Below are 23,010 nucleotides of genomic sequence, written 5' to 3' on the forward strand. Positions count from 1 at the left end.
GGACGAACCGCGAAACATTCGACCACGGCACAGCCGAGGACTCTGTGCGATGTGCGTCACAGTCTCGTAGTGTTCGCACCGGATGACCTGCGCATCGAGGTCCGACGGCCGTACCTGCTGTAGCGCGACTAACCGCTGGAGCGACGGGTAATCCACCGAGCAGCTGACAGATTGTGAGAACCGCGCCGTGAATCCCGACTACCTCGATAGACCTGGTGACCACGACCTTCTGGTGGCCGATCAGATCAAGAGCCGTCCACTACACCGCTTGGTACAACTGGCGCTCGGCCTATCCACCGAGTCCATGGACCTACTCACCGCACTCACCGACCGACTACGAACCGCGGAGGGGGCGCTGGCCGATCCGGCGACCAGCGGTGAATTCTAGCCTCGATAGTCGCACTAGCATCGTGAGCTGTGCTCACCGTGGCCAGTTGGAATGTCACCGCGTGCACGCGGAGAACTGGCGCTCCGATATCTCACCATCGCCGAGCTGCCACCGGCCTCCGCACCGACCCGTCCGCGCGCATCAGGCACCGAACCGCAGTTCATCGACCATGTGATCGTGCGCGGCACGACCGCGCGGGACACGACGGTCGTGGCAGTCGACGGCCTGTCGGACCACAATTTCGTCCGCGCGACCATCACTGGATGACGAGACCGCCGGCACGCCACAGCCAGCGCCAGCGCGGCAACTCCATGAGCACGGTGAGCACCGCCAACACACTGACCGGAACTGCGAGCCACACCGGCCAGACCGCCCACGCCGCGACGACCGCCGCGACCAGTTGCAGAACTACCAGCGCGATAGTGCCCCACCCTGGTACGGCGACGAGCACCTGCTTCTTGTCACCCGGCGTAGCGAACACGGTGGGCAGCCCGATCAGTGCAACCACCGAAAACACCGCCAGCACAATCGAATGCCCGGCCAGCGCCCATGGCGTCGCGATCCAGGCGATGAGCTCGGTCGCAAAACGCAGTACCGACGCGACGCGACCCTGCCCTGTGCGATTCGGCGATTCAGACACGGGCGCCAGCGTGCCATGCAACGCGGCCCGGTGCTCGGTGCAGCCGCGGCGCCAACGCTAGACCGGTAGCTCCCGCTGGACCGCGGCCGCGACCTCTGGCAGCCGATCCCACAGGTAGAAGTGCCCGCCGGGAAATTGCCGCAGCTCGAAGGCGCCTGAGGTATGCGACTGCCAGGCCTCGGCCTCGACCCGGCTCACCCGAGGATCGCGGTCGCCGACCAGTACCGTCAGCGGGCAGCCCACGCGCGCGCCCGGCTCGGGCCGATAGGTCTCCACGGTTCGGTACGCCTGCGCACCCGCAACTTTCGTAGAGCACGGCGACCAGGCCGCCACCGGCTTCGGCGACGAACCTCGTGATGGGAGATCAGCACGCCCTCCCGCCCGTACCAGGCGCTGATCAAGGCGACATCGACGCCGCCCGGTATCCATGACGGCGAGAGTGGTCGAGACGGGCGCCGGCTGATCCGGGGATGGTGTCGCCGGTCCAGCGGCGCACCGACCCCGCCGCGCCGAAATTAGAACATGTTCTACCATGAGACGCAGTAGCTAGGAGGAACTGCCATGCCGCTGGATTCCACTGCCGAGGACCTGATCGCGGCCGTCCAGGCGTCACCGCGTGCGGTGACGGCTCATGACAAGGTGGCCTGGGTCGAACTGTTCACCGCCGAGGCGACCGTCAACGATCCGGTCGGTTCTCGCCCGCATATCGGCCGCGCCGCGATCGAACGGTTCTACGACACCTTCATCGGCCCCAATACCATCGCCTTCCAGGTCGACCACGACTTCGTGGGCCCGTCGACCGTAGTCCGCGACCTGCTGATCCGCACCACCATGTCGACCGGCGCCACCGTCGCGGTGCCCATGCATCTGCGCTACGACCTCGTCGAGGAGGACGGCGTCTGGAAGATCACCCGGCTGGCCGCCCATTGGGAGTTGGCCGCGATGATCGTGCAGCTTCTGCGCACCGGACTGCCCGGACTCGGCGCCGCACTGAAATTGGGCCCGCAGCTGATCGCCAATCAGGGCTTCGATGGCATGCTCGGCATGGTGCAGGCGCTGAGCGGTATCGGCCGGTCGGGCAAACGCGTTGCGGCCCAGATATTCTCGGCCGCAGCCGCCACGGACATCTCGCGGGTTCGTCGTCTACTCAGCGAGCGCACGGTCATCGAACTCCCGGCCGGAACCAGAATCTCGCTGGAGGAATTCACCAATCGTTCTCGAAATATGCAGTGGGGCAAGCTGATCGCGGCTGGACGCACGGTGAGTGCCAGCGTCCAGCTCGATGCCGCCCAGGGTGTCGCCTTTGTCGAGTTCGCCCCGGACAGTCGACGAATCACCGCCATCCGCATATTCATTCACTCGATCTAGACCTGGTTCGCGGCGACGGTCAGACACCGCGAAAGCTAAGCGGCGACCGATCCCTCGCGCGCTGCGGCTGGGATGACCGTCGGATCGACCGGCGCGGCTTCGGTCCAACCGGGCGGCCCGAAGATGTAGCCGAGGCGCCCGCGCCACGTATTCGCATGGCGCACATCACTGATCAGCGCGCCGAGTTCGTGATAATTGACCTTCAGCGGGTTGTCGGTGCCGATGTTCTTGGTGAGGCCGTAGCGAATGGGTTCGCTCTCCGCGGCGAAGCTGCCGAAGAGCCGGTCCCAGATGATGAAGACGCCGCCGTAATTCCTATCGATATAGGGCTGATTCGAACCGTGGTGAATGCGGTGGTGTGCCGGGGTGTTGAACAGGAATTCGATCGGGCGCGGCAGGGTGCGGATGCGCTGGGTGTGGATCGGGAACTGGTAGAGCAGCCCGATGGTCTGCAGCAGGAAGATCATCCACGCCGGTAGCCCGATCAAAGCCGCCGGCACCCAGGCGAATCCGCGCACAACAGTGGCGGCCGGATGCACCCACGGCAGGCGGATGGCCGTCGACAGATTGAAGTACTGACTGGAGTGGTGCACGCTGTGCGCGGTCCACAGCAGCCGGACCCGATGGTCGGCGCGATGGGCCCAGTAGTAGCAGAAGTCGGTGATCACCAGCCCGAGCACCCACACCCACCATGTGGTCGGCGAAAGGTGCAGCGGAGTGATGGCGGCCGCGACCACCACCGCCGAGAAGGGAATCAGATACTGCAACACCGGCTTCAGGAATCGGCCGAGCAGGTAGGTGGTGATATTGGAGGCCATATCCCGTCCGGAGTGACCGTTGGCCGGACGATCCGGATCGCGGCGATAATCGATCCACTCCACGAACATGAGTACGGCGAACGCCGGTAAGGCGTAGATGAATAACTGCGCACCGATCACAATGGCTCCTCCGCTGTGCTGCTCCACCGCCACGTTACGGGCGCTGGCCTGGGGAAACATCGCGCTGACGAGGGATTTGCCGTCCCCCGGGCGGGGGATGCGCCGCGGCTGTCGCCCAGGCAGAGTTTCGCGGAATATGGACGAACGCTGGGTAGGATCGCCCGCGGACGGCTCGACCCGGACGGTGCGAAGGTGGTGCGAACTGTTGGATGTGAGCAGATCGCTGGCCCGCCAATCGCTGGTGGTCGCCGTCGCGGCCGCGGCGGTCGATGCCGCGATGTTGACGTTGAACGGGATCTTCGCGGTGGCCCCGTGGCAGACCACCGCGGTGCTGATCGCCATCGTCGCGGCCGATCTGGCATTGGCCGCGCCGCCGCGCACCGCCGGTGTGGTGGCCTTGATCCAGGTGGCGCTGCGCCTGGCCGAGGCCATGATGCTGCACCGGCACGGCTTCGCCGCGCGCTTCGCCGATGTCGGATTCCTGGTGGCGGGATATCGGGCGGGCGCCTGGATGGTCGGTCCCGAATCGGTGCTGACCGTTATCGCGATGAGTGCGGGCTTCGCCAGCGCGCATCTGCTGATCAGCAGCAATACCTCACATGATTGGCGGTTGCTGCTGGCCTCGACGGTGTCGGCCGGTGTGGTGCCTTGGCTGGTCGGCCGGTATACCGCGGCGCGGGGCGCGTATATCGCCGATCTGGAGCAGCAGGCCAAGTTGCGCGAACAGGAGCAGCGCAGCGCACTCGCCCGCGCCGTCGCCGAGGAACGCGCCGCCATTGCCAGGGATCTGCACGATGTGATCTCCCATCACGTCAGCGCCATCGGCATCCATGCCGGCGCGGCGCGCATCGCCATGGCCGACACCGGGAATGCCGCCGCCACCCGATCGCTGACCGCGGTGGAATCGAGTAGCCGCGCGGCCATGGTCGATCTGCGCCGTCAACTCGATCTGCTACACGGACGCGAGGAGGACGGCCAGCGACAGCCCGGGCTCGCCGATATCGAGGATCTGCTGGAGCGGGTACGCGCGGCCGGTCTCGCCGTCGATTTCACCGTGCGAGGTACGGCGGTCGCGCTGCCGGATTCGCTGAACCTGACCCTTTATCGCATCGTGCAGGAGATGCTGACCAATGCGCTGCGCCACGGCGACGGCGCGCACGCGCAACTGGTCGTGGACTATCAGCCCAACCGCGTGGTGCTGGAGTCGATCAACCCGCTCGCCGAGACCGCCGAGGTGGGCGATACGGCGGCGCACCGTGGGATCAGCGGGATTCGCCAACGTGCCGAGTTGTTCGGCGGTGAACTGCGATTCGGTCCGAACGATGCGCAAAACCATTGGCACACCAGGGTTTCCCTGCCGATCGGAGGTTCGTGAACGCACCGGTCCGCGTATTGATCGCCGATGACCACAGCATGTTCCGTTCCGGACTGCGCGCGGTGGTGGACAGTCAGACTGATCTCGAATGCGTCGCCGAGGTCGCTGACGGCCGCTGTGCCATCACCGAAACCGCCCGGTTGCGCCCGGATGTCGCGATTGTGGATGTCCGCATGCCGAAGCTGGACGGACTCGCGGCCACCGCGGCGATTGTCGCTGCGGGCGGCACTCGCGTCCTCGTACTCACCACCTACGACAGCGACGCCAACCTCTACCGCGCACTGCAGGCCGGTGCCAGCGGATTCCTACTGAAAAGCCTGCCGCCGGAGGAGCTGGTGGCCGCCATCCGAATCGCGGCCCGTGGTGATGCCCTGATCGACCCGTCGATGACGCGACGGTTGATATCGCGGTTCGCTGGCACGCTCGCCCCACCGGACAGCCCATCCGAGGTGGAGCAGTTGACCGCCCGGGAGCGAGAAGTATTGCTGCTACTGGCCGATGCGCGCAGCAATGCCGAGATCGCCGCGGCACTGGGCGTCGGAGAAGAGACGGTCAAAACACACGTATCCCGAGTACTCGCGAAACTCGGTGTGCGCGACCGCATCCACGCTGTCGTGTACGCCCACAAACACGGCCTCGTCCCTCCCCACAGCCACTAGCCGCCGCATATCCCAGCACCCGCTCGCACCAGCGATAGCCTTTGCGCGATACTCCCCAGCCGTTGGGCTTCGTCGGCGACACCCAGACCGATGCGAGTTGGAGTTGGGGGACACCGTGCATCGCGTCTGGTCAGATATTTTCGCCGGGCCGGTCGTCCAACGGTCGAATCCGGCCCTGGACGTGAGGAATTCGCTCAGGAGCTGAAGCCGTAGCCGCACAGCCATGCGGTTCCCACCATGGCACTACGGCGCTTGGGCACCCCACACAGCATGTGAGCCCGAATCTCCGACGCGGTACACCTGCGTGGTCGCCGCACCGCCTGCGGCGATCGCCAATACCGCCGCCAGCACAGTGACCACGCGCCGCACCGGACGTCCACGCTCGTCGCGCAGGTGGACGACGATGAGCAATGCCGCTACGAGCAACAGCGGCACCACGAAGTAGATCATCGTGTCGCCGAGATCCGCGTGCTCATCGATGGCGGGGGATCCGCCGAGCCTGTGCTGAAGCCACTCCCCCGCCTCGGTCGTCACCGGGGTCAGCGCGACAGTGATCGCGGCGAACCCGGTGACCAGCCAGATCAGCCGCCGACGAGCCGCGGGCCAGACCGCCGACAAGATGAGCAGTGCCGCGGTCAGCGGAACGAAGACCACGATGAGGTGCACCAGCAGCACGTGCGCGGGTAACCCGTTGATCGTCGACATGAGGCACTCCCGGAGTTCGTGGCCGCCGCAGCTGTTGCGGACCAAGTATCTGCCTCACCTCACGGATCAGGGCGGTACACGGTTCATCCCGCCAATCAGTCCCCCTCGATGACCTCCGCGGCCTCACCCACCGGATAGAACCGATGCACCGTGAGCGCCGCCGCCAGTAACCGCGAACCATTGGGCTCGCTCGGATCAATACCGGTGAGCTCGGCGATACGCTTGAGCCGATAGCTGAAGGTGTTCGGATGCACGTGCACCTCCGCCGCGGCTGCCTTGCGATCGGACCCGTGCCGCAGATGCGCCTCCAGCGCCTCGAACAGGTGCGGGCGCAACAGCAGCGGGCCAATACGGTCGGCAAGCCGGTCCCGGGCCGGACCCGGCCGGGTCAACTGGTACTCGAGCAGCAGATCATCCAGGTCGTACAGCCCGCTGGGCCGGTTGAGCAGGCGGGCCAGTTCGGCCAGATCGGTCGCCTCCTGCACCGCATGGGGCAGCAGATTCCGCTCGACCGCGCGACGTTCGGCGAGGAAGACATCGACCCCGAACTGTTCGGTGAGTTCTGCGGCCAGCCGCTCGTACTCCTTGGAATCAGACCCACTGGGCAGCAGCGCAATTCCGATCGTGCCGTCGAATGTGCTCAAGGCCTTGGTTCCGGCAATCCCGTCCAATGCCCGCTGCAACACCCGGATTCGGCGGCGGGTGAGCAGATCGGCGACCACGATCGGGTGGTCGTCCGGACGGATATGAATGGCGAGCACCGTATACCGCTCCGCGAGAACGACATCCGCGCGTGCCGCCAGTTCCTCCGCGGACTGGCCACGCAACAGCGCCGAACACAGCGCCCGGCGCGCCTCGCGTTCGGCGTGGTAGATCGACTGCTCCACATCGGTATAGGCCTCCACCACGGCGACATTGATATCGCGCAGCAGATCGAGCAGGCGAGCACCGAAGGCGATCAGATCGGGCATGTCCTCCGGCGTGGCCACCGCCGCTGCCTCCTGCACGATCACCTGACCGGAACCGTGTACCGCATGCATCAACAGCCCCAATGGAATTCGGTCCTCGGCATGCCGCTCGGCCACCGGACCGACGAATTCGATCACCTCTGTTCCGGTGAAGACCCGCTGCTCCTGGATCGCACGCAGGAAGGCCTGTCCGCATCCGGCGATCGCGGGCAGCACCTCGGCGGTGAAATGTCCATCCGGCAGACCCGCGGTCGGAGGTGTCGACCCGAAGCCCGCCTCGAGCATGCGTTCGGCGATTTCGGGTAACCGACGAACCAGTCGGGCGATAATCGGTGCGTCTCCGGACAACGGGGGTAGGACCACGGGCATGACTTGCACGTTACCCAACGAAACCATTTTCCGATAAATCTCGCAACCGCCCGGTTTTTGTCTCCGAAGACAAAATTTCCGTGGATTCTTCTCTTCCGCGTGCAGTGACAGGCCAGCTCGACATGACCCTGCCCACCTGCGCATTCCACCGTGGTACCGGGTGACGACGGTCACCGTCAACACCGCGCGTCGGAGAAAAACACCCGGCTCAATTGTGTTTCGGGACAATTATTTTTCCACCCCCGAATTGCTACGTTGAGTATCGGTATTCCGGCGTCATTTCAAATAGAACACCGTGCCGGTGCGCCTTCGAAAGGATGTTGCGGAATGAGCGTGCAGGCCGACGCCGGATGGGAATCGGCGCACCCGGTTGCCGAACTGTATCGTTCGACTCGACCACTGCAACCGGAACTGGATCGGTTCTATCGTCCGCCCGCCGGATTCGCACGCTTCGCCCGCGGCACCATCCTGCGGACACGCGAGGTCGAGCTCGCCCTGTTCGGCCGTGTGCCACTGAAGTTTTCGGCGTGGCAACTGCTGTACCGCACCAGCAACCTGCACGGCACCGCCGAGGCGGCGGTGACCACGGTGCTACTGCCATGGGGTGCCGACCCGCGCGAACCACGGCCGCTGGTCTCGTTCCAATGCGCCATCGACGGCGTCAGCTCGAAATGTCTGCCCTCGTACGCATTGCGGCGCGGCGCGCGGGCACTCGGCTCGATTCCGCAGGTCGAACTGCCCGTCATCGCCTATGCACTGGCCCGCGGCTGGGCGATCTCGGTGCCCGACCACGGCGGGCTGGCCGGACATTTCGGGGTGCCGCGCGAACCCGGTTACCGATCCCTCGACGCCATCCGTGCGAGCCTGCGCTTCGCACCACTCGGCCTGAGCGAGGCGACTCCCATTGCGCTGTGGGGTTATTCGGGCGGCGGCCTCGCCACGGCGTGGACCGCGGAACTGGCTGCCGAATACGCACCGGAACTCGATATCGTCGGCGCGGTCGCCGGCTCACCGGTCGGCGATCCCGGTTCGGCCTTCGCGCGGTTGAACGGCACCTTCTTCGCGGGTTTCGCGACGGTGTGCGTGGCCGGATTGCGCCGGGCCTACGCGGATCTGGATCGTATCCTGCGCGCCCAGGTGAAGTCCGAATTCTTCGATCTGCTCACCGATGCCGAAACGCGGACCACACTGCATCTGCTGTTCCGGTTGATGGGCAAAAACGTCGACGACTACAGCCACCGCACCTTCGCCGATCTGCTCGCCGAACCCGGCTTGCAGCAGATCATGGCCGAGATCCGTCCCGGCGTGCAGGCGCCGGTCATGCCGTTGCTCGTCATCCAGGGCATCAATGACGAGCTCATCGCCGTCGACGATATCGATCGACACGTTGCCCGCTATACGGTCCGGGGCGCGCACGTCCGCTATCTGCGCGACCGCCTCAGCCTGCATTTGCCGCTGCTGTTCATCGGCGCACCGGCCACCATGAACTGGGTGGCGGATCGATTCGACAACCGCCCACTGCCCGCGGCGGGCACGAGAACGGTGTGGTCGGTTGCCTTCACTAGGCGAGAGGCACTGAGCCACTTGCGTTTTGCCGCACTCTTCGTGCGCATGCTCGCGGGCAGACCGATCCGGCAATTCCGTCGGGCATGACAGTTGTCATGCCGGACCCGTGATGGTTGGCAGATTTGTCGCCCACCGCCGAGCCGTAACGTCATTTCACGTAGTGCACAGCAGATTTCACCAGCCAGGAGCACCCGTAATGACGACCATCGCACCGTCCGAGGCGGAGCCGACCGCGGCGCCGCGCTTCAACCCGATCCGCGTACTCGCCCCGATCGCCCGCGATATCGCGGTGCCCATCGGCGCGTACTTCCTGCTGACCGGCCTCGGCTACAGCGACTTCACCGGCCTGCTCGCCGGCACCCTGTTCTCGGCTGCGGTGCTGCTCACCGAGACGATCCGAACGCGGCGCCTCGAACCGTTCGCCGCGATCATGCTCGGCGTCTTCGCCTTCGGTCTGCTCGGTTCGCTGATCAGCGGCGACCCCCGGATGATGATCGTCAAGGATTCCGCGGGCACCGCGATCGTCGGCATCGCCTTCCTGATCAGCACCTTGGCCGGTAAACCGCTGACCTACCTGTCCGCACGCAAGGCACTCGCGGCCACCGGACCGGTCGCGCTCGCCGAATTCGAGGCGTCCTACCGAGCGAACCCGGCCAAGCGCCGCGGCTTCAACACCCTGGCGATGGCCTGGGGCGTCGGCCTCGTCGCCGAAGCCGCCGTCCGCATCCTGCTGGCCTACCAACTGCCCATACACACCATGGCCTGGCTTTCGCCGGTCCTGTCGATGATCTTCTTCACCCCGCTGATCGCACTCAGTGTCCGTTTCGTCAAGCGCGCCCGCCGCGGCTGACTACGTGCGCCGCCGGTCCCGGTATTCGGGGTCGGCGGCGAGATCTTCCCAGAACTCGACATAGGCCTGTTCGTGCAGGATGCCGAGCCGCAGGATGCGCGCACGGGATACCGCGCGCACCTTGTCGCTCGGGTCGATATCGGCGTACAGCGATCGATACGACTCGAGCAGCCGACGGTGTTCTCCTGCCTCGCTATTCGCCAGGGCGACCACATCGCCAGGAGCGCCGAGATCCGCGAAGAAGAGCTTGAGCTGTGCCGGGTCGCGGGTCTCGGCGGGCGGACTCTGCGGATCGGCGAGCCAGCGCTTCAATTCGGCCCGACCCGCATCAGTCAGATGGAAGAGTCGACGCCGCCGCCCGCCCTGCTCGGCCTCCTCTTCGAGCAACCCCTGCTCGGCCAAGCGCACGGGAATCCGATACAGCTGGGCGTGCGGCACGGGCCAGAAGTAGTCGACACTCTCCTCGAGCCTGGCCTTCAACTCGTAGGGCGTGAGGGGTCCGTGCCGGGCGATGAGCCCGAGCACGATGTGGTCCTGCGGCCCGAGATCCGCCATGCCTCCTCCATCTCATTGACACCGTCTCACTGAGAGTATAAGTTAATTCCATCGAGACCGTATCAATGAGACTATTGAGGAGCGACGATGCGCGACTTCGGCATCACCCTGTTCGACGAATGGACCGCGATGTGGAACGGCGATCTGGGACTCGCGGACAAGATCATGGCCCCTGAATTCACTCTCCGCTATGCCCAGCCCGGTGCCAGCGACTACGACGATATCCACGACCCGCGGACCTTCGCCGCCAAGATCGCCGAATTCCACGAGCAGCGTCCCGGGATCCGATTCACACCGCAGGGCGAGCCGGTCGTCGAAATAGACAACGCCCGAACGGGATTCGTGGCACGGCCGTACGGTGCGGCGTTGACCGGACCGGATGGCGAGCTGGTCGATGTGAGCGGCACCGATATCCTGCGCATCGCCGATGGGCTCATCACCGAGGTCTGGTCGGTCTCCGGCGGCCCGGCCGGACGCAGTTACTACTGACCCAACGCCATCGGCGGGAGGTATTCGCCGACCAGGGTGCGGCGCCACAATGTGTGCTCGTGCTGGAGTTCGGCGCGAGTTGCGAAGCGGTACAGATAGATTCGCGCCCGCACGTAGGTCGGCGGAGTATCGCGGAAGGGACAGCGGCGTAGTAGTCGCAGGGTCGCGGGGTCGTTGCGCAGCAGTCGTTCGACGAAGCCGAGCAGCCAGCCGCGGGCGTAGGACGGGGAGATCGCGGCGAACCACATCAGCCAGTCCAGCCTGAGGTGGTACGGGGCCCATTGCCGTGGCCATCGACGCGGATCCCCCGGCTTACCCTTGAACTCGTACTCCCGCCACAGTGTCCGGTCGGTGATCTCCGCTTCGTCGGTCCCCTCGAACACCACCTCCTCGCGAGTTCGGCCGATACTGCCGAACGCACCATAGGTGTTGACCAGGTGCAATGGGTTGAAGGACGCATTCATGCGCTGCTGGCGCGAAACCAGATTGCGGGCGGGCCAGTAGCTCAGGAACAGCACCACGACGGTGCACGCGATAACCAGACCCGCGAACCACGGCGATGCCGCGGGCATGGACGGCGGGTCCGGTACGGGCAGAACCGCTTGTGCCGAGGACATATCGATCACGGTGCTGGCCAACAAAATCGTCACCCAGTTCAACCAGGCGAAATTGCCGGAGAGCACCAGCCACAGTTGCGTGACGATAATGAACGCGGCGGCCACGCTCGCCACCGGCTGCGGCGCGAAAAGTCCCCAGGGTACGACGAGTTGGGCGAAATGATTGGCCGCCACCTCCACTCGATGCAGCGGTTTGGGCAAGCGATGGAAGAACCAGCTCAGCGGGCCGGGCATCGGCTGGGTCTCGTGGTGGTAGTACAGACAGGTCAGATCGCGCCAGCAGGAATCGCCACGCATCTTGATCAGACCGGCGCCGAACTCCACCCGGAACAGCAGCCACCGCGCCAACCACAACGCAAGCACCGGCGGCGCGACCCGATCATTGCCGAGGAAGATCGCCAGGAATCCGGCCTCCAGCAGCAGCGATTCCCACCCGAACGCGTACCACGCCTGCCCCACATTCACGATCGACAGGTACAGCGCCCACAGCACCGCCCACAGCAGCATCGCGCCCCACAGCGGCACCAGGTTCAACACACCGGCCACCACCGCGGCCGACAGCGCCGCACCGGACCAGGCGACCGAAGCGAAGAACCGATCCGAATAGTGGAAATGGAAAATACTCGGAGCCCGGCGAAATTCCACCCGCCGCACGAATCTGGGCACCGGCAACATCCCCTTCGCGCCGATGAGTGCTCGAAATTGCCGCGCCGCCGCCACGAAGGCGACCAGATAGATAGCGGCCAGGCCGTGCTGGAAGATCAGTCGGCCCAACCAGTACTCGGATTCGGTGAACGATGGCATGCCCGCTCCTTCGTACCGCTACCCCCGCCGATATGGCGCCCGCCCCCGGGGTAGCAATGGCCCGGGTCGATCGGATTGCCGCGGGATCGGCAATGTGACCGCGACATTGCCGAGCGTCGTATCGCGACCGTGGTGGCGCAGGACCACCGAATCTCCGGACAGCAGTCGATAAGTCGCTGAATCACCGGTGATCTCGACGGCTATACCACTGCCGCGCCAAATGATTCGAAAGACCAAGCGCGAGATATTCGCGGGAAGTCGTGGTGCGAAACACAATTCACCACCGTGGTCGCGCATGCCGCCGAACCCGAAGACGCAGCACAGCCATGCTCCGGCAAGTGAGGCCATATGCAGCCCGTTGGCGACATTGTGATGCAGATCGTGCAGGTCGGTCAATGCGGCCTCGGCGAAATAGTCGAAGGCGCGCGAGAGGTGGCCTACCTCGGCCGCCATGACGGACTGGCCAGCGGCCGACAGCGACGAATCGCGGACGGTCAATGCCTCGTAATAGTCGAAGTTGCGCGCCTTCTGCTCGGGAGTGAAAGCGTTGGGGCACAAGTACATTGCCAAGGTCAGGTCCGCCTGTTTGACGACCTGTTTACGATACAGATCGAAGTACGGGTAATACAGCATCAGCGGATATTTCTCCGGCGGCGTCGCGGCGAAGTCCCAGCGTGCATGGTCGGTGAAACCCTCGGATTGCTCGTGCACTCCGAGTTCCTCGTTATACGGCAGGAATATACATTTGGCGCGGTCGCGCCAGCCGCGGATCTCCTCGGCGTCGACATCCAACCGCTCGGCGATATCCGGCTGGCGCGCACAGGCTTCGGCGGCTTCATCGAGGTTCCGCTGTGCCATCAGATTGGTATAGACGTTGTTATCGGCGAGTGCGGAGTATTCATCCGGACCTGTCACGCCGTCGATCCGGAAGTTACCAGCTGTGTCGTAGTGCCCCTGGCTCACCCACGAGCGGGCGGTCTCCACCAAAAGCTCGACACCGCATCCTCTTTCGAAATGCTCATCACCGGTCGCGCCGAGATATCGGACCACCGCATCGGCGATATCGGCATTGACGTGCACCGCGGCGGTGCCGGTCGGCCAGTAGCCGGAACCCTCGTCGCCATTGATCGAGCGCCACGGGAACATCGCGCCGGTGTGGCCGAGTTCGTGTGCGCGCTGGCGGGCCCGATCGAGGGTGGCGTGGCGCCAACGCAATGCGTCACCCGCGGCCACCGGCACCGTGTAGGTCAACACCGGCAATACGAAAGTCTCGGTATCCCAGAATGAATGTCCGTCATAGCCAGGCCCGGTCAGCCCCTTGGACGGTATCGCGCGGGTCTCACCGCGTGCGCCCGCCTGCAGGACATGAAACAGCGCGAATCGGACGGCTTGCTGCAGTTCCGGATCTCCGTCGATCTCGATATCGGCGGTGGACCAGAAGTTATCCAGATACGCACGCTGGCGGGCCAGCAAGGTATCCCAGCCGGTCTCGAGACCCGCGGCCAACGCCGCCTCGACCTGAGCTCGCAGCGCCGGTACCGAGCGCCGACTCGACCATCCGTAGGCTAGATATTTCGTCAATCGCACGCGCTCGCCCTTGGCGACATCGACCGCGATCGTCAAGCGGGCCATATCCTCCTCGGCGTGCACACCGCACCGCGGCGGCGCGTCGACCTCGAGTTCGTGGTCCATGGCCGCGGCCATGCGCAACCCGGATCGCCGGGTGTGGTGGACGAGTACCGCCGAGAAATCACCTGCGGTGCAGAAGTCCGCCACCAAAGGGTTCTCCAGCGCGGCGGCGAGTCGGGGATCACCGTGCGGGGTCGGAACCGGTTCATTGGCAAGCAGATCCGATTGGATGACCAACTCGAGATCGTCGTCGAGCGGTTCGACCTCGTAGCGGATCGCGGCCAGACTGCGTTCGGTGAACGACACCAGTCGCTCCGAGCGGATGCGCACGCGCCGACCCGTCGGCGAGTTCCAGACCGTGTCGCGCCGCAACGTACCCGAACGAAAGTCCAGCACCCGTTCGTGTTCGACGGCCTCGCCGTAACGCATATCCATCGGCTCGTCCTCCACGAGCAGCCGGATGATTTTCCCGTCGGTCACATTGACGACGGTCTGGCCCTCCTCCGGATAGCCATATCCCGCCTCGGCGTATGGCAATTGGCGTTTCTCGTAGAACCCGTTGAGATAGGTGCCCGGCTTGCCGACCGGCTCGCCCTCCTCGAAAGTGCCGCGCAACCCGAGGTGTCCGTTGGAGAGCGCGAAGATCGACTCGGTTCGGTGCAATGCCTCGAGATCCAGTCCGCACCAACGTAGGTGCCATGGCGCGATCTCGAAGCCATGGCAGTCGGTGGTCATCGCGGTGGCCCGAGCTCGGCCAAATCGGTGACGACCACATCTGCCCCGGCCCGGCGCAATGCCTCGGCCTGCGTGCCATCGCGCACTCGATCGACGCCGACCACATATCCGAAGTCACCGGCCCGACCGGCTGTCACCCCGGCGATGGCATCCTCGAACGCCGCCGCCCGTTCCGGCTTGACGTCCAGCGCCTGGGCGGCCGCGAGAAATGCGTCCGGGGCGGGTTTGCCGCGCAGACCGCGGCTGGCGATTTCGACTCCGTCGATGCACACATCGACGAACCGGGTCAGATCCGCGACCGCCAACACCTCATGGGCATTCGCCGATGCGGTCACCACCCCCGTCCGCAATCCGGCCGCCCGCGTCGCGTTCAAATAGGCCAGTGAACCCGGATAGACATGTACGCCGTCGCGTTCGAGGAACGATAGGAACAGCCGATTCTTCCGATTTCCGAGTCCCTGTACGGTCGGCTCCCCGTCGGCCGCATCCGGCTCCCCCTCCGCTAGCGTGATCCCCCGCGACTTCAGGAACTCGCGGATACCGTCCGCCCGCGAGCGGCCGTCCACATAGCCCAGATAGTCCGATTCGGTGAACGGGTGGAACGGACCTGGGCTGCGACCGGCCAGGAATTCATCGAAGACGGCCTTCCACGCCCGCCGATGCACCGCCGCGGTATCGGTCAATACACCGTCGAGGTCGAACAGCGCCACCGAGATCGTCTCGGGCAATCCGAGCTCCCGGAGATCATGGCTTGGCGTCATAACCAAGCGGTACCCGAGGACGGCACCGGCAAACGACGCGGCTACTCGAGCAATTGATCGTCGAGGATGTCGGTATCGGCGCCGACGGATTCCAGGCGCAGCGCGACGGCGGTGACCAGGGCATGCACCAGTCCGGTGAAGGCGGTGAGCGAGCGCAGCACGGTGAGGGATCCGGTTCCGACGTAGAAGGTCACATCGGCGATGCGGGCCAGCGGGGAGGACGCGTCATCGGTGAGGGCGATGGTGGTGGCGCCTCGGCGGCGCGCCGCCTCGACCGCGCGCACGGTATCACTGCTGTAGCGCCGGATCGATACCGCGAGGAGTGCGTCGCCGGGTTCGATATCGCGCAGCTCGTCGGTCAGCAGCCGGGCGGTCGCCCCGAGCTGGCGCACCCGATGACGCACCATCTGCAGCTGGTAGGTGGCGGCGTAGGCGATCGCGAGGCAGCGCCGCAGCCCGATGACGTGCACACCCGAGGCATGTGCGAGCGTCTCCACCGCCCGGTCCCAGTCGCCGCGATCGATTCGCGCGAAGGTACGGGACATATTGGTGGCGTCGTACTCGGTTATCGCGGTGAAGAACTCGTCGTTCGAGCTCGGCGGCGGTGCGTCGGCGGGTCTACGCACCAGATACGCCTCGGCGGCGAGTTGTCTGCGGCAGAGTTCGACCAGGCCCGGATAGCCGGGCAGGCCGAGCATGGTCGCGAAGCGCACCAGCGAGGAACGGTGCACCCCCGCGAGTTCGGCGCTCTGCCCGATGCTGCGGAATGCGGTTCCTTCCGGATCGTCCAATACCAGCCTGGCAATGCGCTGTTGGCCCTCGGCCAGTTCCGGTAAGCGCTGCTGCAGGAGGGCGCGTAGTTCCTGATAGGTGGTGGGAGCGCTGTCCCGCACGGTGAGCCTCGCGATCATTCGGGGTACTCGAACGATAGGCCGTCACCATAACTGACGGCCCGTCTGGTTCTAGTGCCCCCGGGCAATCACGTTCAACCCACAGGTTTCTACCAGTTTTCGGGGCTATGCGAATGGGTCTCCTTGCTATGAGATCAGCTTCGGCCTCCGGAGCCCGGACCACGGATCGTTGACCGGTCCATCGGTGCGGCCATCGATCAGATCCTCGACCTCACCGATCGGCGAATATTGTCAGCCTGCCCACATGCCCGCCTACGAAGACCACGGGTTTGGTCCGCCATTCGGATCGAGGCTGTTGAAGTTGGCCAGACGCCGGTTCGACAACTGCAACGCCTGAAGAAGAGCCCTGTCGTTCTGATTGTGGTAGTAGTTCGTGGCCGCTTCCTGGTGCTCGAGCGCCAGTCGCCGTCCGATATGTTGGCGAGTATCGCGCCCAACGTTGCGCCATTCGTCCGGGGTAATGGTTCTGAGCTGATGTTCGTCGCTGTTCATGACCCGCTGTACGAATTGGTCATCTACAGCGTTCGGGTTCATCGGCGCAGTGGAGTGCCGCACGAAGTTGTCCGCAGCGACCACTGCCTGCCCCGCGAATGCCGGCAGCGCGGCGGTGTCTTGGTGGTTCTCGACCGCGTACCCCGCGGCGACCGCCTTCTGTAGGGGCGCGAAGCCGTTCGGGTTGAAGTCTTTCATGCTGGCCTTCTGGACGGCCAGCGCGCGCTGGGCATCGATCACCTGCTGATCGGTCGCACCCATCGCCAGCAGAATCGGAGCGATCATCGCGTCCGGGACCTTACTGTCGCCCAGACCGTCCAGAATATTTTGGACACCGAGGGCGGACCCGGTTCCGCGGTCTATTCCGCTCAATCGCCCGGCGGCTTTGACCCGCCAGTTCCCGCGGCCAGCGTGGTTGTACTCGTGCAATTGCCGCACCATCGGCGAGACGGCGATGTTGTTGAGATCCATCCCCTTCTTCCTGCGCGACAGCGGGTTCAACGGGGCAACTGTGGCGCCGAGGAGCCACGCGGTCGCGGGCGACGCATTGATCGTGTTCAGCATGCCCAATCCGGACATCAGCCCGCCGTGCATCGAACCGCCAGCCCGAGCATCACCCATACCGAGTGCCGATCCCCCGCCACCTCCACCGCCGGGGCGCGCTCCAGACCCCTGCACGGCGAGCGCGAACCGGTTGGCGATCCAGTCGTTGCCCCGGGTGAGGCTGCGGTTCAGGCGTTTGAGCTGGGAGATGGCGACGATCTCGACGGTGCCCGCGATGACGATCACCGCCATGGTCTGCCCCTTCGCCTGCGCGAACAGATTGCCCATGAACAGCACGTAGATGCCGAGGAAGATGGTGTAGGCGGTCATCCGGCCCGCCGCGACAAAGCCGTCGACGATATTGCGGATCAGAAAGGTCTGCGTCGGTCCGTAGACGAATCCGCCTGCGGCGAAACCGAATATCGACATGAACCCGTGGTAGATCGCGTCCAGCGCCGCCTTGATGACCCGGATGCCGAGCACCACCGCGAAGACCAACAGAATGCCGCCGCAGATCAACAGCATCAGGCCGGTGCCGACCTGACCCATGCTCGGATTCTGGGCCTTAGCGTAGGCGCCGGAATCACCGCAGCTCTGCATGCCCTTGCGGACCCGTTCGTCGTCGCCCGCGGTCATCCCCGCGGACCAGGCCGACCGGCAGGCCGGTTGCTCGTCGACCACATGCCCGAAATTCCACACTTGCACCGGGCGGCGGGCGAAGTTGTCCGCCAGATCGCGCTGCATGGTCGTCACCAGTTGGTTCGGATTCGGGTTGTTGTTGCCGTTGAGCCCGGCCGCCACCGAAATTCCGAGATCCCTACCCTTGGCGAGCAATCCGTCCGAGGACAGCACATCGCCCAGCGGCTCTGCCAGGAATACCGGCCCGAGCACCGCGACACCCAGCATCGTGACGATCTGCAGCATCGCCTTGGCGTGATAGCCACGCACCCAGAACCAGGCGACGCAGAAAGCACCGATCGTCGCCGCGGTGATCAGCAGCATCGGCGTCGCGATCTGACCGGTCAGCCGGTCCGCGACGCCGGTCAGTGCCGAGCCGAACATATTGAGCCACTGGAAGCTCAGCGCATTGCCGATCAACCAGATAGCGGTCGTCACGATGGCGATATAGCCGATGAATTCGAAGCCGAGGATGGCCCAGAGGATCGTCGACCCCGGATCCAGCACGCCGCCGTGGTCGGTCGCGAAGGCGTAGTTCGCCAGCGGAACCCCGTACGAATCGTGGATGTGCATCCAGCTGAGGCCGTCGATTTCGGAGACACCGCCGCCCGTCGCCGCGGCCAGGTACTGCGCATTGGCCACCGCGCCGAGGAGCCCAGGAAAGACGAACAGCACGAAGATGACGGCCAGCACCCAGCCGAGGCGCCGCCGCCAACGAATTGCACGGGAAAAGACGGGGCGCGGACAGCACCCCTTCGGATCCTCGGATCCCCACCTCGGCCGGACCGGCCGCCTCTTCGACCGTCTGGCCATACCCTCAGCATGACGCAACTATTGTTGCGTGGCAACACTATTGCGATACCAGTTGTTCACCTAGCGTCCACTTCGTACGCCGTCGGAGCCATCGCCGGCGGCACATCGGTGCGGCGCCGACGAAGTGTCTTCGAAACCTCCGCCACCGACATCGAGTACATGAAAACCGCACTCCCACAGTGCAATCGCGCTCAGCAGACCGCATGTCTACGGTCCGACGCGCCGGGATCCTCTTGGCGCGTCACCACTTCTCCCACCAGGTCGGAAAGCGGGAGAAGTGGTGCGGGACAACGGCCGATCAGCCGAGCTGATCGGCGGGCACCGGCGTTCTCGAGGGTGCGCCGAACCAGTTCGAGAGCGCTTCTCGCAGCGCCGGCGCGGCGGTATCGACGGACTCGTCAATGGTTGCCGCCCAGGCGATATGAGCGTCGGGGCGAATCAGCAGGGCGTCGGCTGGACGGTGATCGGTTCGGGCGGTGTGGATTTCGATGCGGTGTTGCCACTCTCGGGCGATCGCGCACAGCTCCGGCCGGTCGGCGAGGACGAGCAGGATGGGCCGTGCGGTGTGCATGAGTTCCGCGACGCTGCTTGCGCCCTGGTCGGTATATAGCGGAAGGTCGGGTGCGAATGTGCCGGTCGAGGCGTGTTCGTTGGGGTTTGTTAGCCGATAGCGGATGTCGGTGCCCGCGATCAGGGCTCCAACGCGGCGCAATGGCTGCTCGTCGAGAAGCAGTTCCTGGAAGACCTGCCGAAGCGCTTCGGCGGCCGGGTCTTTACCGCGCCGCAGTGCCACTTGCGCCCGAGTGTGTAGCAGGGTCCGCGCGCCCGCCAGGTGACGTTCGTCGTGATAGGTGTCGAGCAGGCCCGCTGGTCCCCAGCCGTCGATATCGGCGGCCAGTTTCCAAGCCAGGTTGACCGTATCGAGCATGCCGGCGTTGATCGCCACCCCCGTGGCCAGGAACAGGTGGGCCGCATCGCCGGCCAGCAGGATCCGCCCGGCGCGGTAGCGTTGGGCCAACCGGTCCTTGAAGGTGAAGCGCGACAGCCGAATCGGCTCCCCCAGTGGCAGATCCGCGCCGAGCACCCGGCGGACACTGTCCTGGAACTCGGTCAGGGTCATCGGTTCGTCGTCGTCGTACTCGGTGGACTCGTCCTCAGCGGTGAACAGACCGAGCAGTCCGGGAGTGGTCGACCCGTTCGCGAACATACCGCGCTCTGTTTGCGTGAAACCCGCACGGATCCTACCGAATCCGGGGACATCGAGATCGCCGTTGTCGAGCACGGTCACCGAATCGTGCACCGCGACCTGAACCAGTCGGTTGACCTCCGGATATGTGGTACCCGGAAATGCGATGCCCGCGATATCGCGGATTCGGCTGCGTCCGCCGTCGCAGCCCACCAGGTATCGGGCGGTCACCTGGTACGCCCCGTCCGGCCCGCGCACCTCGGCGGTCACCGTGGCATCGTCCTGGCTCACCGCGACCACCTCATGTCCGCGGCGAACGTCCGCGCCGAGTTCGCGAACCCGTTCGGCGAGCACTCGCTCGAGTCGATGCTGTGCGAGCGGCAGCGCGTGCAACGGTGGATCCGACAGGTGCGTCAAGTCGACGTGCACACCGCCGAACGGAAAGCGGGGAGCCGGGATCGGATCGGTGTTGGCCGCTTCGCAGCGTTCCAGCAGGCCGCGATAGCGCAGCAATTCCAGGATCTGCCCGCCGATACCACCGGCCTTCGGGATGTCTCGGGGCTGCGACTTCCGCTCCAATACCAGCGGCCGCACTCCGGCCAGTCGCAATTCGGCGGCCAGCATCAGCCCCGTCGGGCCCGCACCCACGATGATCACATCGGTGTCGGTCACATGCATTCGGTTACTTCCCATCTCCGCAGGTTCTGGCCTCGGCCAGCGATTCTGCGGTACGACCCGGGTCTTGCCGCAAGCCCCCGGGTGCGTTATAAGTTGAGAAGGGAAATGAGTGGGCGCGCCCCGTTTCCTAGTTCTTGAAGCGACCAGCGAATCCGCGCAGCGGGATATCCGCACTGGTCAGTAGTCCCGGCGGAGCGGCAACCACGGACGCTATCGCATTGAGTGCGGGCAATCCGGTGACGGTCATGCCGATCGAGGCGAAGTTGTCCGGATTCGAGAGGTCGACGCCGGGCTTCGGGAGAACCATATGCTTGTTGTAGACGCACGGATCGCCCTTGATCTGCGTTATGTAGCAGCCCTTGATATTCCAGCTCGGGTCGGTGTGCGGGGTCATCTGCCACTGCAGATGCGTCTCGATCCTCGCAACACCGTCGACCATGCCCTGGTACTTGATGTGGTTACCACCGAGCGAGCCCTTCGGTAGTCGATACCAACCCAGATCGACATCCTTGGTGCAGGCACCGAGTTCATAGGTGAACTCGACCCCGTCGAGTTTCACCCCGAAGCAATCGGCCATCATCAGGACGCTGTCGGCGAAGACACTGGTGTACTTCTCCAGTCTGCCCGGAATGCTCGGATCCTCGACCGGTAACCCGTAGCCGACCTCGATCCAGGTCTGCTTCGAGTGGTGGCACGACACGTCGACGGATTCGAGGGTGATGATGCTCTCGATATCGGCGACGTCAGCGGAGCACACCACGCCGAGGATCTGATTCAGTCCCGGATTCATGCCGGTGCCGTAAAAGGTCGTGCCGCCCTTCGCGCACGCCTCGCTCAGCAGCTGCGTCACCGGCTTACCCGACGGATGCGGATGGTTGGTGTCGCGATGCCAACCGGTGATCCAGTCCGCAGTGGTGACGATGTCGATGCCCGCTTCGAGCACCTGTACATAGAGGTCCTCGTCGGGGAATACGCCGTGGAAGGTGAGCACGTCGGGTGCGGCGGCGATGATCTCCTCCACCGAGCCGGTCGCGATGACGCCGTTCGGCGCCAGACCGGCGATCTCGCCGGCGTCGCGGCCGATCTTCTCCGGTGTGTAGCAATGCAATCCGACGAGTTCGAGATCGGGATGGTTGCCGATTCGTTTGATCATTTCGGTTCCGACATTGCCGGTGGCGACCTGGAAGACCCGGATCGGCGCCTTGGTTGGCGTGTTCATCAAAGCCTGCTTTCGTGCGCTGGATAGAACTGCTCGGCCCAGGTGCGGATGGCGTTGAAACCCTGGTACTCACTTCCGGACAGTGCCGGTGGATCCGAGTAGCGCTGGTGCTGCCAGATATTCACGTCCTGGGTGAACTGGCGAATGACCTCCTGGGCGAACGCCTGGGCTCTACGCTCGGCCTGCGCCGGATCGGAGCTGGGCCGACGGCCGATGTACACGCTGAAGCGAACATCGCAGGTGCCGTCGTCGACCGGGGTGACCGCCGTGATGGTCCTGTTGTCGATCATGCCCCAACTCTTGGTCACCGCGATGCCGAGTCCGCCGTTGATCGCCTCGACGCCACTGTTGACATCCTCGATGGACTGTCCATCGTCACCTTCGAAGGTGATGGTGAAGTCGACGTAGGACACCGGTTCGTCGAAGTCGTGCCGGGTGAATATCGGCACGATCGGCGTCTGGTGCACGAACTTGAAATGTGCGAAGTCGACACCGTTTTCGAGCACGTACTGCGGATGCAGTTCCAGTCGCTCCCGGAACAGGGTGGCCGATGGGTAGTAGTCGGCCGGGCCGCTGTCGTCGCCGAATCCGGTGAATACGTCGGGCACATCGAAATAAGGTGAGCGACCGGCGACGTCGTGCCAGATGTAGACCGAATCGTTGCGCTCGACGACCGGATAGGTGCGGATGCGTCTGCCCCGGTTGGGATGTTTCTCATACGGAATGCAGACATTGCGGCCCTCGTGGTTCCACTGCCAGCCATGAAATGGGCACTCGATGACATCGCCCTCGACGTGACCGCCGAAGCCGAGATGAGCGCCCAGGTGCTCGCAGTACGCATCCATCACCGTCAGCAGGCCCGATTGCGCCCGCCACGCCACCAATTCCTGGCCGAAGTAGGTCATCCGCCGGACCGTGCCAGCGCCGATCTCGGCCGACCACGCGACTTGGAACCATCCCGTCGGCTTCATCGATAGCGGCGGCTTCGCCATCTCGCTGTCCTCTCCCAACAGATCACAGTGACCGCTGTGAAATTATCACAGTGGATGCTGTGAAAATAGAAAGACGGTTCAT

General features: G+C 64.8%; 22 protein-coding genes. 8 read left to right on the forward strand and 14 right to left on the reverse strand.

The genetic code is table 11. The annotated features are described in order from the left end of the window. Nucleotides 1-187 precede the first annotated feature (187 nt). Together ACQP2U_RS33905 and ACQP2U_RS33910 are read left to right on the forward strand one after the other, a co-directional pair. Nucleotides 188-388 (forward strand): hypothetical protein, encoded by a 201-nt coding sequence (locus ACQP2U_RS33905; RefSeq protein ID WP_433711221.1) that lies wholly within the window; start codon nt 188-190, stop codon nt 386-388. A gap of 51 nt (nt 389-439) precedes the next feature. Then, entirely contained in the window at nt 440-655 is a 216-nt protein-coding gene (locus ACQP2U_RS33910) for a hypothetical protein (protein ID WP_433711223.1), read from the forward strand. Here the strand turns inward: ACQP2U_RS33910 and ACQP2U_RS33915 are convergent. After that, nucleotides 645-1,028 carry a hypothetical protein gene (locus ACQP2U_RS33915; protein ID WP_433711224.1) on the reverse strand — a complete coding sequence of 128 codons (384 nt, stop codon included), beginning with the start codon at nt 1,026-1,028 and terminating at the stop codon, nt 645-647. The two genes, ACQP2U_RS33910 and ACQP2U_RS33915, sit on opposite strands and share 11 nt — an antisense overlap. Nucleotides 1,029-1,085: 57 nt before the next feature. Then, nucleotides 1,086-1,562 (reverse strand): thioesterase II family protein, encoded by a 477-nt coding sequence (locus ACQP2U_RS33920; RefSeq protein ID WP_433711225.1) that lies wholly within the window; start codon nt 1,560-1,562, stop codon nt 1,086-1,088. Nucleotides 1,563-1,589: 27 nt separating this feature from the next. Here ACQP2U_RS33920 and ACQP2U_RS33925 point away from each other — a divergent pair, with 27 nt between their 5' ends. After that, on the forward strand, nt 1,590-2,396 hold the full coding sequence (locus ACQP2U_RS33925; RefSeq protein WP_433711226.1) for a nuclear transport factor 2 family protein: 807 nt from the start codon (nt 1,590-1,592) through the stop codon (nt 2,394-2,396). A 35-nt stretch (nt 2,397-2,431) separates the two neighbouring features. On the opposite strand, the gene ACQP2U_RS33930 is transcribed toward ACQP2U_RS33925, so the two are convergent. Continuing rightward, nucleotides 2,432-3,334, reverse strand: coding sequence for a sterol desaturase family protein (locus ACQP2U_RS33930; RefSeq protein WP_433711227.1), 903 nt, complete (start codon nt 3,332-3,334; stop codon nt 2,432-2,434). Between the two features lie 211 nt (nt 3,335-3,545). Between ACQP2U_RS33930 and ACQP2U_RS33935 the strand changes: the two genes are divergently transcribed. Both ACQP2U_RS33935 and ACQP2U_RS33940 read left to right on the forward strand, forming a co-directional pair. Then, complete coding sequence (locus tag ACQP2U_RS33935; protein WP_433711228.1) at nt 3,546-4,709, forward strand: sensor histidine kinase; 1,164 nt, start codon at nt 3,546-3,548, stop codon at nt 4,707-4,709. Next, on the forward strand, nt 4,706-5,368 hold the full coding sequence (locus ACQP2U_RS33940) for a response regulator (RefSeq protein WP_433711229.1): 663 nt from the start codon (nt 4,706-4,708) through the stop codon (nt 5,366-5,368). The genes ACQP2U_RS33935 and ACQP2U_RS33940 overlap by 4 nt, the downstream gene beginning before the upstream one ends. A gap of 243 nt (nt 5,369-5,611) precedes the next feature. On the opposite strand, the gene ACQP2U_RS33945 is transcribed toward ACQP2U_RS33940, so the two are convergent. Both ACQP2U_RS33945 and ACQP2U_RS33950 read right to left on the reverse strand, forming a co-directional pair. Then, complete coding sequence (locus ACQP2U_RS33945; protein WP_433711230.1) at nt 5,612-6,073, reverse strand: DUF2231 domain-containing protein; 462 nt, start codon at nt 6,071-6,073, stop codon at nt 5,612-5,614. A 95-nt stretch (nt 6,074-6,168) separates the two neighbouring features. Next, the gene (locus ACQP2U_RS33950) at nt 6,169-7,410 is read right to left on the reverse strand and encodes a PucR family transcriptional regulator (RefSeq protein ID WP_433711231.1); all 1,242 of its coding nucleotides are present in this window, start codon (nt 7,408-7,410) and stop codon (nt 6,169-6,171) included. 327 nt (nt 7,411-7,737) lie between these two features. On the opposite strand from ACQP2U_RS33950, the gene ACQP2U_RS33955 reads away from it, so the two are divergent. Together ACQP2U_RS33955 and ACQP2U_RS33960 are read left to right on the forward strand one after the other, a co-directional pair. Then, nucleotides 7,738-9,063, forward strand: coding sequence for a lipase family protein (locus tag ACQP2U_RS33955; RefSeq protein ID WP_433711232.1), 1,326 nt, complete (start codon nt 7,738-7,740; stop codon nt 9,061-9,063). 109 nt (nt 9,064-9,172) lie between these two features. Next, the gene (locus ACQP2U_RS33960; RefSeq protein WP_433711234.1) at nt 9,173-9,826 is read left to right on the forward strand and encodes a VC0807 family protein; all 654 of its coding nucleotides are present in this window, start codon (nt 9,173-9,175) and stop codon (nt 9,824-9,826) included. On the opposite strand, the gene ACQP2U_RS33965 is transcribed toward ACQP2U_RS33960, so the two are convergent. Further along, a complete protein-coding gene (locus ACQP2U_RS33965) occupies nt 9,827-10,381 on the reverse strand; it encodes a PadR family transcriptional regulator (RefSeq protein ID WP_397035478.1) in 555 nt (184 codons plus the stop codon). Between the two features lie 87 nt (nt 10,382-10,468). Here ACQP2U_RS33965 and ACQP2U_RS33970 point away from each other — a divergent pair, with 87 nt between their 5' ends. Beyond that, nucleotides 10,469-10,870: a nuclear transport factor 2 family protein gene (locus ACQP2U_RS33970; protein WP_433711235.1), complete on the forward strand. Its 402-nt coding sequence runs from the start codon at nt 10,469-10,471 to the stop codon at nt 10,868-10,870. Here the strand turns inward: ACQP2U_RS33970 and ACQP2U_RS33975 are convergent. The 8 genes from ACQP2U_RS33975 to ACQP2U_RS34010 form a co-directional block, all read right to left on the reverse strand. Continuing rightward, the gene (locus tag ACQP2U_RS33975) at nt 10,864-12,291 is read right to left on the reverse strand and encodes a lipase maturation factor family protein (protein ID WP_433711236.1); all 1,428 of its coding nucleotides are present in this window, start codon (nt 12,289-12,291) and stop codon (nt 10,864-10,866) included. The genes ACQP2U_RS33970 and ACQP2U_RS33975 overlap by 7 nt on opposite strands. 18 nt (nt 12,292-12,309) lie before the next feature. Then, nucleotides 12,310-14,655, reverse strand: a complete 2,346-nt coding sequence (locus ACQP2U_RS33980; protein WP_433711237.1) for a glycoside hydrolase family 65 protein — start codon at nt 14,653-14,655, stop codon at nt 12,310-12,312. Then, on the reverse strand, nt 14,652-15,416 hold the full coding sequence (locus ACQP2U_RS33985; protein ID WP_433711238.1) for an HAD family hydrolase: 765 nt from the start codon (nt 15,414-15,416) through the stop codon (nt 14,652-14,654). The genes ACQP2U_RS33980 and ACQP2U_RS33985 overlap by 4 nt, the downstream gene beginning before the upstream one ends. Nucleotides 15,417-15,457: 41 nt before the next feature. Next, complete coding sequence (locus tag ACQP2U_RS33990; RefSeq protein WP_397035483.1) at nt 15,458-16,327, reverse strand: MurR/RpiR family transcriptional regulator; 870 nt, start codon at nt 16,325-16,327, stop codon at nt 15,458-15,460. A gap of 252 nt (nt 16,328-16,579) precedes the next feature. Then, nucleotides 16,580-18,733, reverse strand: a complete 2,154-nt coding sequence (locus ACQP2U_RS33995; protein WP_433711239.1) for a hypothetical protein — start codon at nt 18,731-18,733, stop codon at nt 16,580-16,582. Between the two features lie 418 nt (nt 18,734-19,151). Then, nucleotides 19,152-20,732, reverse strand: coding sequence for an FAD-dependent monooxygenase (locus tag ACQP2U_RS34000; protein WP_433711240.1), 1,581 nt, complete (start codon nt 20,730-20,732; stop codon nt 19,152-19,154). 112 nt (nt 20,733-20,844) lie between these two features. Beyond that, entirely contained in the window at nt 20,845-21,936 is a 1,092-nt protein-coding gene (locus ACQP2U_RS34005; RefSeq protein WP_433711241.1) for an NAD(P)H-dependent amine dehydrogenase family protein, read from the reverse strand. Continuing rightward, nucleotides 21,936-22,928, reverse strand: a complete 993-nt coding sequence (locus ACQP2U_RS34010; RefSeq protein WP_433711242.1) for a Rieske 2Fe-2S domain-containing protein — start codon at nt 22,926-22,928, stop codon at nt 21,936-21,938. The genes ACQP2U_RS34005 and ACQP2U_RS34010 overlap by 1 nt, the downstream gene beginning before the upstream one ends. Between the last annotated feature and the right edge of the window lie 82 nt (nt 22,929-23,010).

It is taken from the genome of Nocardia sp. CA-084685 (assembly GCF_050955785.1).
In the GTDB taxonomy this organism is placed as follows: Bacteria; Actinomycetota; Actinomycetes; order Mycobacteriales; family Mycobacteriaceae; genus Nocardia.

Excerpts from the sequence above, each read along its gene's own strand:
- ACQP2U_RS33910 (WP_433711223.1), top strand. The coding sequence starts at position 440 with ATGTCACCGCGTGCACGCGGAGAACTGGCGCTCCGATATCTCACCATC.
- ACQP2U_RS33920 (WP_433711225.1), bottom strand. The coding sequence starts at position 1,562 with ATGGTAGAACATGTTCTAATTTCGGCGCGGCGGGGTCGGTGCGCCGCT.
- ACQP2U_RS33925 (WP_433711226.1), top strand. The coding sequence starts at position 1,590 with ATGCCGCTGGATTCCACTGCCGAGGACCTGATCGCGGCCGTCCAGGCG.
- ACQP2U_RS33945 (WP_433711230.1), bottom strand. The coding sequence starts at position 6,073 with ATGTCGACGATCAACGGGTTACCCGCGCACGTGCTGCTGGTGCACCTC.
- ACQP2U_RS33950 (WP_433711231.1), bottom strand. The coding sequence starts at position 7,410 with ATGCCCGTGGTCCTACCCCCGTTGTCCGGAGACGCACCGATTATCGCC.
- ACQP2U_RS33955 (WP_433711232.1), top strand. The coding sequence starts at position 7,738 with ATGAGCGTGCAGGCCGACGCCGGATGGGAATCGGCGCACCCGGTTGCC.
- ACQP2U_RS33960 (WP_433711234.1), top strand. The coding sequence starts at position 9,173 with ATGACGACCATCGCACCGTCCGAGGCGGAGCCGACCGCGGCGCCGCGC.
- ACQP2U_RS33965 (WP_397035478.1), bottom strand. The coding sequence starts at position 10,381 with ATGGCGGATCTCGGGCCGCAGGACCACATCGTGCTCGGGCTCATCGCC.
- ACQP2U_RS33970 (WP_433711235.1), top strand. The coding sequence starts at position 10,469 with ATGCGCGACTTCGGCATCACCCTGTTCGACGAATGGACCGCGATGTGG.
- ACQP2U_RS33975 (WP_433711236.1), bottom strand. The coding sequence starts at position 12,291 with ATGCCATCGTTCACCGAATCCGAGTACTGGTTGGGCCGACTGATCTTC.
- ACQP2U_RS33980 (WP_433711237.1), bottom strand. The coding sequence starts at position 14,655 with ATGACCACCGACTGCCATGGCTTCGAGATCGCGCCATGGCACCTACGT.
- ACQP2U_RS33985 (WP_433711238.1), bottom strand. The coding sequence starts at position 15,416 with ATGACGCCAAGCCATGATCTCCGGGAGCTCGGATTGCCCGAGACGATC.
- ACQP2U_RS33990 (WP_397035483.1), bottom strand. The coding sequence starts at position 16,327 with ATGATCGCGAGGCTCACCGTGCGGGACAGCGCTCCCACCACCTATCAG.
- ACQP2U_RS34000 (WP_433711240.1), bottom strand. The coding sequence starts at position 20,732 with ATGGGAAGTAACCGAATGCATGTGACCGACACCGATGTGATCATCGTG.
- ACQP2U_RS34005 (WP_433711241.1), bottom strand. The coding sequence starts at position 21,936 with ATGAACACGCCAACCAAGGCGCCGATCCGGGTCTTCCAGGTCGCCACC.
- ACQP2U_RS34010 (WP_433711242.1), bottom strand. The coding sequence starts at position 22,928 with ATGGCGAAGCCGCCGCTATCGATGAAGCCGACGGGATGGTTCCAAGTC.